Annotated in this window: 10 protein-coding genes and 1 pseudogene; 6 read left to right on the plus strand and 5 right to left on the minus strand. The window is 63.3% G+C overall.

The features are described 5' to 3' along the window. Nucleotides 1-397 precede the first annotated feature (397 nt). Complete coding sequence (locus Q0627_RS09200) at nt 398-1,081, plus strand: TetR/AcrR family transcriptional regulator (protein ID WP_291020621.1); 684 nt, start codon at nt 398-400, stop codon at nt 1,079-1,081. Between the two features lie 10 nt (nt 1,082-1,091). After that, nucleotides 1,092-1,664, plus strand: coding sequence for a TetR/AcrR family transcriptional regulator (locus tag Q0627_RS09205; RefSeq protein WP_291020623.1), 573 nt, complete (start codon nt 1,092-1,094; stop codon nt 1,662-1,664). Between the two features lie 33 nt (nt 1,665-1,697). On the opposite strand, the gene Q0627_RS09210 is transcribed toward Q0627_RS09205, so the two are convergent. Then, nucleotides 1,698-2,699 carry a spirocyclase AveC family protein gene (locus Q0627_RS09210; RefSeq protein WP_291020625.1) on the minus strand — a complete coding sequence of 334 codons (1,002 nt, stop codon included), beginning with the start codon at nt 2,697-2,699 and terminating at the stop codon, nt 1,698-1,700. A 135-nt stretch (nt 2,700-2,834) separates the two neighbouring features. Here Q0627_RS09210 and Q0627_RS09215 point away from each other — a divergent pair, with 135 nt between their 5' ends. The 4 genes from Q0627_RS09215 (at nt 2,835) to Q0627_RS09230 (ending at nt 7,387) form a co-directional block, all read left to right on the plus strand. Continuing rightward, on the plus strand, nt 2,835-3,662 hold the full coding sequence (locus tag Q0627_RS09215) for a hypothetical protein (RefSeq protein ID WP_291020627.1): 828 nt from the start codon (nt 2,835-2,837) through the stop codon (nt 3,660-3,662). Nucleotides 3,663-3,894: 232 nt separating this feature from the next. After that, entirely contained in the window at nt 3,895-5,154 is a 1,260-nt protein-coding gene (locus Q0627_RS09220; RefSeq protein WP_291020629.1) for a cytochrome P450, read from the plus strand. Between the two features lie 66 nt (nt 5,155-5,220). Continuing rightward, entirely contained in the window at nt 5,221-6,675 is a 1,455-nt protein-coding gene (locus Q0627_RS09225; RefSeq protein ID WP_291020631.1) for an aldehyde dehydrogenase family protein, read from the plus strand. 82 nt (nt 6,676-6,757) lie between these two features. Beyond that, nucleotides 6,758-7,387: a TetR/AcrR family transcriptional regulator gene (locus Q0627_RS09230; RefSeq protein ID WP_291020632.1), complete on the plus strand. Its 630-nt coding sequence runs from the start codon at nt 6,758-6,760 to the stop codon at nt 7,385-7,387. A gap of 115 nt (nt 7,388-7,502) precedes the next feature. Here Q0627_RS09230 and Q0627_RS09235 read toward each other — a convergent pair whose 3' ends face one another. From Q0627_RS09235 to Q0627_RS09250, 4 genes and pseudogenes are all read right to left on the minus strand, one after another. Continuing rightward, complete coding sequence (locus Q0627_RS09235) at nt 7,503-8,465, minus strand: hypothetical protein (protein WP_291020641.1); 963 nt, start codon at nt 8,463-8,465, stop codon at nt 7,503-7,505. A gap of 113 nt (nt 8,466-8,578) precedes the next feature. Further along, the gene (locus Q0627_RS09240; RefSeq protein WP_291020635.1) at nt 8,579-9,313 is read right to left on the minus strand and encodes a hypothetical protein; all 735 of its coding nucleotides are present in this window, start codon (nt 9,311-9,313) and stop codon (nt 8,579-8,581) included. A 49-nt stretch (nt 9,314-9,362) separates the two neighbouring features. Next, entirely contained in the window at nt 9,363-10,373 is a 1,011-nt protein-coding gene (locus Q0627_RS09245) for an MlaD family protein (RefSeq protein WP_291020637.1), read from the minus strand. Next, a pseudogene (locus tag Q0627_RS09250) lies at nt 10,370-10,720 on the minus strand (hypothetical protein); the annotation flags it as partial. The gene Q0627_RS09245 and the pseudogene Q0627_RS09250, both read right to left, overlap by 4 nt.

Consider the following 10,720-nt stretch of genomic DNA (forward strand, 5'->3'; position numbering starts at 1 on the left):
CCCACTTATGCGACGGCCGATACGACCCGATCGCCCAGGAGGCAGTTGTGGTTGGCGTACTGAAACGGACACCCTCATGCGGCCGCACAGCATCGGGATCGGTATGCGAGCCTCGACCTAACAACTCGGCTGAGCTTCGCATCCCCTGTCGGCCGATGACTCCACCGGGCGAACAGGTGTGACGCACGCCAGCCGGACTGCCCGGGTGCGCCACCGATCACAGAGTCAAAATACCCCAAAATGTCCGCCAATGGGACCCCCCTACTTCCATTAGGTTTTCGATGCCGGCCGAGACAGCACAGAAGCTCCCTTGCGAGCCCGCGGGCATCGGACCGGTCACGCCATCGGGGACTTAGTACTCCACCACCGGTGGACGGGTAGCCCTATAGTCGGTAGCGTGGCACTTAATATGAAATCAAAAATGGCGGGCGCGGCCCCGTCCGGACGCACCGGCCGAAGCGGCCACAAGTCCGTCCAGACCCGTGCACGCATCCTGGACGCCACGGCCAAGGTGCTCAGCGAGAAGGGCTACGCAGGTACCCATCTACAGGATGTCGCCGAGGTCGCGGGAGTGCGCGCGACCGCGATCTACTACTACTTCGACTCCCGCGACGCACTCGTCGAAGAGGTCATGTGGTGGGGTCTGGCCGATCTGCGCCGGCACGTCCGCGAAGTCCTCGACACGGCCACACCCGGCGATACCGGTATGGACCGCATCATGCTGGCGGTCGAGGCCCACCTGCGCCGCGAACTCGAGGTGTCCGACTACACGACGGCGTCGATACGCAATACCGCACAGATCCCCACCCACCTGCGGATACGGGCCACCCAGGAGGCCGAAGAATACGGACGAATCTGGCACCGACTGATCGAGGATGCGGCCCGTGAGGGCGAAATCCGTTCGGACATCAATCTTTTCGTCCTGCGTATGTTGCTGCTCGGTTCCCTGAACTGGGCCGCCGAATGGCACCGCTCCGACCTGATTCCGGTGGACGCCGTGGTGACGTCCGCGCAAATGCTGATCAGGCAGGCCCTGGACAGCACCCCCGTGGTTCAGCGAACCACCACCGCGCTCGGATAACGTAGGACAGATGGCAACCACCGCATCCCGCGACGCCTACCTCAGAGTCGGTCTCGACATCCTCGCCTCGGATGGCTACGGCGCACTCAAACAGTCCGAGGTCTGCCGGCGGATGGGTGTCACCACCGGATCGTTCTATCATTTCTTCCGCAACTGGGCCGACTACACCCGCGCGCTGCCGGACTACTGGTTCACCACCCACACCCAGCAACACCTCGAGAGGCTCCTCGCCGAGCCCGATGCCGACGCCGCTCTCGACCGGCTCATCTCCTACGGCCTCAAACTTCCCCACGGAGCCGAGGGCGCCATCCGCTCGTGGGGATCGGCCGACCCCGCGGTACGCCACGTGGTCGAAGCAGCCGATCGACTGCGCTACGACGTGGTCCACAACATCGTCGGGCGTCTACTGAATCCCGAAGCCGCTGCACGATACGCGCATTGGGCGCTGCTGATCATCGTCGGCTACGAACAGACGACCCTGCCCGTCGATCTCGACACGCTCAGCTGGACCGCCGAACACTGGATCAAATCCATTGCCGACGAACGCGCAAACCTACGGGCCGGGCGGACCGCCGCGGGCTGATCCGCGACGGTCCACTCCAAGACACCGGGACTGTCAGGCGGGCAGCAGGTAACTCGGCATGTCGGCCACCGAATCCCCGATCATCCCGAGCCAGTTGAACGGCAGGTGGTACACGAAACACAGTGTGACCATGCAGAATCCGAGCACCGCGAAGTTCCGCACCCAGCCCTGCAGCTCCGGCCGCCAGTGCACGAGGCCCGATTCGATGGGCGAGAGCCCTTCCGGATGATCCTCGGCCTCCATCCGCATCCAGGTGAACACGCAGCCGACGAACGCGACCAGGATCGATTCGTAGATCGGGAACTGATGGACCTCGCCGGCCCAAAGGGTCAGCGGCTCATAGGTGTTGGCGAAGGCGTAAGCGTGTGTGGTGCGGATGACCACGTTCTCGACGATGAAATCGAACAGGAACTCGAAAACGAAGATCCCGGTGAACAGGGTGACCTTGCTGATGTAGGGCCAGCGCCTGCGCACCTTCTTCGCGTGGTAGCACGCGACGATGGCCACACCGGCACAGAAGTAGACGTACATGGGCGGGCCCCAGACCAGCGACTCGGCGTACTGGGTGGGCGCGTCCGGGTTGTGGAACGGCATGAACTTCACCCACACACCCATGTTGATGTTCTCGCTGTTCCAGGCGAACAGGTACTTCTGCACGTTCAGGAAGGCGTCGGCGACGAAGCACACCAGGCCGCCGATGACGAACCGGCCGTCCAGGCTGAGTCTGCCGGTGTCGCGGACCGGCTTGATCACCGAGAACCAGATGAACAGCAGCAGCACTACGAGACTGATGACCTCGAAGATCCGGAGCGCGATGAGCCGCCAGGATTCCATCTCGTCGGGCCCGATCTTTGGCGCGGGCGTGAAATGGTCCGATCCGACCCATCGGGCGATCACGACAACGCTCACGGCGAACCAGACGAGTCCGATCGCCGCGAGGAACGTCGTCGATCCCCGCCTTTCCAGGGGTGGTACGTCCGATACCACCGGTAGGACGGCTGTGCGTTCCGTCGCTGGTTCCTTGACACTGGCCATTGACTGATTCCTCACTCCCCGTCGGGGCGCTCATCGCCGAACCACTCCCGACATCGATCTGTGCGATCAATCACACTATAACTCTACTTATGGTGTATTCTGAAACCAGATTAAAGTTTTTGATCGGAGGAAGCCGTGAAACACGAGTCCCCTGAGGTACTCAATGCGCAGGTCAGCGAGGTCGGACAGTGGTTCGCGACCGGACTGACGTTCGCGATCGCCATCGTGGCGATCTGCTTCGTCGCGCAGATCTGTATCCGCGAGAAGATCGTCTGGCCGGCAATCCTGACCGTTTCGGGCGGCCTGGCCGCCCTGATGGAGCCGCTGTTCGATCACCTCTATGGCCTGGTGTTCCCCCGCGGAGGACAGTGGCATCTGTACACGACCTTCGGCAGCGCGCAGCCGATCTGGGTTCCCGCGGCCTATGTCGCGTTCTACGGCGGCGCGTCGGTCATCATCGCCCGCACCATCGCACGATTCCCGAGCATGCGCACCGTCTGGCGCCTGTACTTCGGCATCGTGGCCATGTCGGTGGTTGCCGAGATCATCTACATCAGCGTGATGGACGTCTACATCTATCCGGGCGATCACCCGTTCAAGTTCCTCGGCTATCCGCTCTTCCTCGGTTTCACCAATGCCATGTCGGCCGTGATCAGTGGAATCATCGCCTCGCGCCTGGTCCCGCTGCTGCGCGGAGCGTCGCAGCTCTACCTGCTTCTCCTCGTACCGAGTTGCTTCGCCTACGGGCTGTTCGGCAGCGGCATCATCTACCTGTCGATCCGCACGTCGTCCGACAATCCGCCGATGTGGGCCCTGTACCTCGGTGCACTCACCGTTGCCGGCGCGATCGCCTGGACGATCGCGATGCTCGGCAAGCACCTGGTGGTGGGACAACCTCCACGCGATCCGTCCCTGCGACCGCAGCCATCAGCGACCGACCGGGAGCCGGCCACCACCGGCTGACACCCGTCCGCAACCACATCCCAGCTGTCACAACAGATGCGCTGGTTAATCCATATTCGAAAACTAGTCGACAACGCCGGTTGCTGGACATAGACTGCGAGCCAGATCACATCACTCGCGTTATGCCGACAACACGAGCGTGCCGCGATCGGCGTCCGTGCGTCGGCGCAGAAACCGACATGCGCCGGTCGCATCCGACAGCAAAACAGTCCCGTACTCCGAGGAGGCCCCGATGACCACCGTCGCCGCACCGTCCCGCCCCGCCTACGACGAGCTTTCCATCTCGTCCCTGGACTTCTGGTCCGTCACCGCGGAGGAGCGGGACAAGACCTTCAAAGTGCTTCGCGAGCAGCGTCCGGTGAGCTGGCATCGCCCACTCGAAGGTTCACTCATGCCGCCGGAGAACGACGGCGTGTGGGTGGTGACCAGCCACGAATTGGTCCGTGAGGTCAGCCGCAAGGCCAAGATTTTCTGCTCCAGCCGCGGTTTCCAGTTCGAGGAGGTGCCCGAGGACATCCTGTCGGCGGCAGGTTCCTTCCTCGGCATGGACGATCCCCGCCACGCCAAGCTCCGGCGGCTGGTGAGCACGGCGTTCACCCCCAAGCAGGTCGCGAGCATCCACGAGCAGATCCGCAATCAGGCCCGGATCATCGTCGACGACCTGCTGGCCCATCCCGAAGGCGACTTCGTTTCGGCGGTATCCAAAAAGCTCCCGATGTGGACCATCTACGAGATGGTCGGGCTGGAGGATCAGGAGGCCCGCGAACTGGCGGCACATCATGCCGACGGAATGGTCTCCTGGGCCGATGAGAACGTCGCCGCGGGCCGCGAATCGGGTGAGGTTCTCAACGATGCCCTGGTCGGTCTGCTGGAAATCGGTTTCGACCTGGCCGATCAGCGCCGGACGAGCCCGCGCAACGATCTCATGACCAACCTCGTTCAGGCCGAAGTCGACGGCGAGCAACTCACCGACGAGGAGATCGCGTCGTTCTTCGTACTCCTGTCCGTCGCGGGAAACGACACCACGCGCAATTCGATCTCCCTGACCGCCAAAGCATTTCAGGACTTTCCCGATCAGCGTGAGCTCTTGCTCGCCGACTTCGACAACCGGATCGAAGACGCGGTGGAAGAAGCCGTCCGTTTCGCGACACCGGTCATGACATTCCGGCGCACCGCAACCCAGGATGTCGAACTCGGCGGCCAGTTCATTCGCGAAGGCGACTGGGTCGCCATCATCTATTCCTCCGCCAACCGCGATGAGAAGGTCTTCGCCCATCCGGACCGGTTCGACATCCTGCGCTCGCCCAACCCCCATCTCGGTTTCGGCGGCGGCGGACCGCACAACTGTATGGGCAACTTCGTCGCCCGTTCCCAGCTGCGGGAGATCTTCCGCGAACTCCTGCACCGTGCCCCCACCCTCCGTGTCGGCGAACCCGAGTACCTGACGGGCAACTTCGTCCGCGCCGTGAAGTCCATGCCTTATACGCTCTGAGGCCCTCACACGCCGCAGGCCCTGCACACTCTGATCGCCAACCGACCGCCCCACACAGGAGAGACCATGACCACGGCCACACCGAAGACCACGGCCACGCCGAAGACCACGGCCACACCGAAGACCGCAAGGGCCGCGACGGCAGCCGTCAGTTCCACGCCCGGCGCCGATACCGTCGTCGCCGACCTGCGCGCGGTGTACGCGACGCGGCGCACCCGCCCACTCGCCTGGCGTCTGGCGCAGCTGGACGGGCTGGAACGGCTACTGGCGGAAGAAGAACCGGCGATCGCCGAAGCGATGGCCGCCGACCTCGGCCGCAACGCCTACGACACCTGGTTCGGTGAGATCGTCGGCACCAAGGCCGAGATCGACGTCGCACGCAAGAACCTCAAGCGCTGGGTGCGTCCGCAGCGTCAGTCGCTGCCACTGACCCAGCTGCCCGGTTCCGCGCGGGTCGAGTTCGAGCCGCTGGGCACGGTCCTGATCATCGGTCCGTGGAACTATCCGGTGTTCCTGACCCTGTCGCCGCTCGTCGCGGCCATCGCCGCCGGCAACACCGTGGTGATCAAGCCGTCGGAGCTGGCACCGAAAACGTCCGCCTTCCTGGCCCGCGCACTGCCGCGGTACGTCGACGCCGAGGCCGTGCGCGTGGTGGAGGGCGACGGTGCCACCACCCAGGATCTGCTCGCCCAGGGTTTCGATCACGCGCTGTTCACCGGCGGCACCGAGATCGGCAAGAAGATCATGGAAAGTGCCGCCAAGACACTGACACCGGTCACCCTCGAGCTGGGCGGCAAGAGCCCCGTGGTGATCCTGTCCGACGCCGATCTGGAAATCGCGGCCCGCCGCATTCTATGGGTCAAACTTCTCAATTCGGGCCAGACCTGCATCGCACCCGACTACATCCTGGTGGAGAATTCGGTCAAACCGGCATTCATCGATGCATTGCGTAAAGTTCTCATCGAACTGCGGGCGGGAGAACCCGACCTGCAGCGCATCGTCAACGAACGCCAGTTCAGCCGGATCGCCGGCTACCTCGATTCGACGAGCGGATCCATCGTCACCGGAGGCCGCACCGACGCGGCGTCGATCTCCATCGAGCCCACCATCATCGATGAACCGTCCCCCACCGATCCGGTGATGACCGACGAGATCTTCGGCCCGGTCCTTCCGGTGTTGGGCATCGAGAATGCCGAAGCCGCCGTGACTTTCGTCAACAGCAGGCCCAAACCGCTGGCGTTCTACGTCTTCACGCGGTCCAAGGCCACCGCCGACCGGTTGATCAGCGATGTCCCGTCGGGCGGTGCGGTGGTCAACCATGTGGCGATGCATTGCCTGATTCCGAGTCTGCCGTTCGGCGGGGTCGGCGCCAGCGGCATCGGCGCCTATCACGGCCGATGGGGATTCGAGACCTTCAGCCACCGCAAGGCCGTCCTGGTCAAGACTCAGAAGCCCGATCTGAAGTTCCAGTACCCGCCCTACAGCGAGTTCGCCAAGAAGCTCCTGCGACGGATCCTCTGAGGAACCTATGCAAACCTAAGCGCCAACGCCGCAGGTGATGCCACCTGCGGCGTTGCGCTGATCGTGGATTAGAATTCGCCGTATGCCGCCCCGCAAGACACGCCAGAGCACGACGACCGACGAGTCGGCGTCCAAGTCCGAACGTACCCGCGCCAGGATTCTCGACGCGGCGGCCGAGGTGCTCAGCCGCAAGGGCTACGCCGGTATGCGGCTCACGGATGTGGCGCAGGTGGCCGAGATCCAGGCACCGGCGATCTACTACTATTTCGACTCCCGCGAGGACCTGATCGAAGAGGTCATGTGGTCGGGTATCGCCGATATGCGCAAGCACATGACAGCAGTGCTCGACGACCTGCCCGACGGTACCGAGCCCATGGACCGGATACTGGTCGCCGTCGAAACCCATCTGCGCCACGAACTGGAGATCTCCGCGTACACCACCGCCTCGATCCGGAATTCGGGCCAGGTCCCGGAGAACATCCGCAAACGCCAGGTCACCGAGGAGAACCGATACGGCCGGATCTGGCGTGATCTCATCCGGTCGGCACATGCTGAGGGCGCGATCCGCACTGACCTGGATCTCTACATCACGCAGATGCTGATCCTGGGCGCCCTGAACTGGGCCGCGGAATGGTGGAACCCACGACGCGGATCGGTTGAGAAGGTTGTCACCACCACCCAGAATTTTGTCCGCAGCGCCCTGGCACCCTGACCCGAACGCCACCGGCAACCCGAACGGCACCGGTACCCTGGCCTGAACGCAGACGGTCCCGACCACCTGTCGTGGTCGGGACCGTGTGGGTAATCCGCAGGAGATCCGGATAAGCTCAGTGAACCAGATCGCGGTCGCCGACAGCGCCGCCGAGGGCGGTATGCGGTCCGACGACAGCCAGGTCGGGATCCTCGGGATCGGCGGCGAGTTGTTCGCGCGCGCCCGGGCCGGCCTCGTCGATCATCTTGTCCCACAACCGCTGACGTGACGCCTTGGTGTGCAGCACCCACGAGTACATGAACATCCGGCCCAGGTTCCAGCTCGGAGCGGCCTCGTTCGCCTTACGTCCTACGAGTTGATGCAGCAGGAACATCCAGCCCACCATCATCACCATCATCACCGCAGCGGCCACCCAGCGAACCCAGGTCGGCAGCGCCGAGTTGTGGACCAGGATGTGCACCGAGCCGACACCGAAGTAGGCAACCATCATGCCGAACGGCGCGGACAGCAGAATCAGCAGTTTGTAGGAACCCTGAAGGCGCGGCACGGCGAAGGCCAGAATAGCGCCGATGGTGACAAACGAGCCGCCGTTGATGAAGCCCCACCAGTACGGGAAACCGAGGAATTCGAACGGCTGGACACCGTAGTACTCGTACACGCCGAGATTGATACCGATCGTCTCCATCACGGCATCGGTGATGATGCCCATTCCGAGCAGCATCACGAAGTGCCTACGGTGGGCGCCATTACGGATGACGAAATAGGCGAAGTACGCCTCCAGACCCAGGAAAGCGACATAGCACAGCGGAATCAGCGCCGGCACCGTGATACCGAAGTTGGTGAACGCCGGAATGAGGTTGTTGGCCCAGTGCAGATGACCGAGGAGGTCGAGCATCGGCTCGAGCAGGCTGCAGACCAGGCCGCTGCCGATCACCAGGAGTGGCACCCAGTTTCGGCTTCTGGCACCGGCTTTGATCGCCCACGGCAGGGCGAAGATGACGACGGCGGCGCCGGCGATGAAGAAGAATGCGATCTCTTGCGCCGTACCCACGCTGAAATTGCTGGGATGCGGCTCCATGTTGGGCGGCCACCCCTCTTCGGTGACCAGTGGCCACGCACTGTCGGCCAGGTTCAGGATATTGCTCACGGTTCAACACCTCTCAGAATTGATCAACTACTTTTGTCCCGCCGCTACTTCTGACCGACTGCTGCGTCCACTCCACCGACATCGGTGATCAACCAATCCCTGGATCGGTCCACCGTCACGGTGTAGCTCGCGGTCGATTGCACGCCGTCGGGTGCCTGCGCGTTCTTCGTGTTCACGCTGACGAACGCGGCGACCACGAAAACGTCACCGTCGTGGCTTTTCACCGTCGACGCGACCGGTGACGAGGTGGACTTCCATTGCAATGGCACGATGACCTGTTCCATCGCTGTGGCCGCGTCGGTCAGCTTGGCCGACAGTTCCTTCGACGTTCCCGAGGTCAGCCGCTTGTTCCAGGCGGCCAGGTCGTTGTAGTCCATCTGGGCCGCGCCGGTGGCGTAGTCCAGTGCCACCTTCTCCGCGTGGACCGTGTCGGCGGCCTGTGATTTCATCGTGTCGATCGTGTTGCCGCGGTCGGTGACCACGTAACCGAGCACACCGACCGCGATCGCCAATGCCAGGGCCAGCACTCCGAGAGCGAGCGGCACGGCACCGATCTGGAATGACCGCGCCTTCTTCGCGCCTTTACCGATCGCCTTCTCGGCCACCGCCGCCTTGCTTTCGCCGACCTTACTCTCCGGAGTTTTGCTTTCCGGAGTTCTACTTTCTGGAGTCTCGCTCTGCGAGGTCTTGTCCTCGGGCGTCTCGGTTTCTTCCGGGTGGCTGTCGTCGCGTTCGGCCGATTCCATATCAATGTCGCTTTCGCAGGTTTGCGCTGTCATTGTCTTCCCATCTCACTATCACCGATCGTGCTGCGCGGCAGCCGATCGACTATCCACTGACCTTGACCACGAGGCCGTTTCCGTTGCCGGCCGTGGCCAATGCGGTGCGCATCAGGTCACTGAGGTCGACCGTCCGCAGTTGCGCGGCGGTCTCGCTGATCGCGGGGGTGACCGCCTCACCCAGAATCTTCAGGTCCGGGGCCGATCGGTCCAGGAACCGCTGGATATTGGTCAGCAACGGTTTGGCCTGATTGTTCAGTGAATCCGGTGCATGCGTGCTGACGATGAAGCCGTCCTTGCCGTCGCGACTGGTCGGTTTGCTCTTGCCACCCTCGGTGACGAACAGTGCCAGACCGTCGGCGAACCGTGCGAGCGGTTTGCCGGAGGCGGCGAGTTCGTCGCTGACGTCGGCGCCCTTGATGAGCAGCGGCTGGAACCGGTCGAGCAGTTCAGTCAGCGAGCCGCGGGTGGTGATGATCGTCGACTCCAGCAGTGCGCTGGCATTGGCGATGTTTCCCAGCAGTTCGCGGTCAGGGACCAGGCCGGTGTTGGCCTCGTCGATGATCGCGCGGACCTTCTTCTCGTTGACCTGCTCGAGCAGTCGGGTGAATCGTGCCGACAGTTCGTCGATGGTGGTGGGCACCTCCACGCTCGACGTCGCCAGGCGCACTCCGTCCGACAGCGCCGGCCCTCCGCCACCACGCGGTGTGATTCCCAGGTAGGTCTCGCCAAGCGCCGACAGGTTGTCGACCCGGAACCGGGAGTCCTCGGGAATCACATATTCCTTCTTGTAATTCCACGACACATCGACGCCGGTGACCGAGGGCTGCACCTTGGTCACCTTCCCGACGGGCACGCCGCGATACAGCACGCGCGAGCCGACCACGAGACCGTTGGTTTCCCGCAGTTCGAGTTTCGCGGTACGCACGCCGCGGTTGTCGGTGACGCTCAGTCCGACGGAACCGAGGTACAGGATCGACACGGCCATCAGCGCCAGCATCGCGACCACCGACAGCCCGGTCCGCATTCCGGATGCGGTGACCATCGCGGCCCGACTCATTGCACCGCTCCCAGCATCTTGAGCACCCGGAGCATCTCACTGATCACGTTTTGTCCTTCGGGGGTCCGCATCGACACGATGTCCAGACCCGGCTTCTTCATGAACGGTTGCAGGTTCTCGGTGAGGAATTTGCGGATCAGCGCATCGTTGTCGGCGATGGCCGGCCCCATGCCCACCAGCGTGTCCGCGGTGTTGTTCACCGAGTTCAGCATCGGGACCAGCCAGAAACCACCCTCGAACACGCTGCCGATACTCGGTAGCACGATGCCGATGTTGCCGAACAACCGCGACATCTGACCTAGATCCGCGAGTAGTGGTGGGAGTTCCGGCGTTTGAGAAGACAAAAG

Source organism: uncultured Gordonia sp., assembly GCF_937858515.1.
Classification (GTDB): Bacteria; Actinomycetota; Actinomycetes; order Mycobacteriales; family Mycobacteriaceae; genus Gordonia.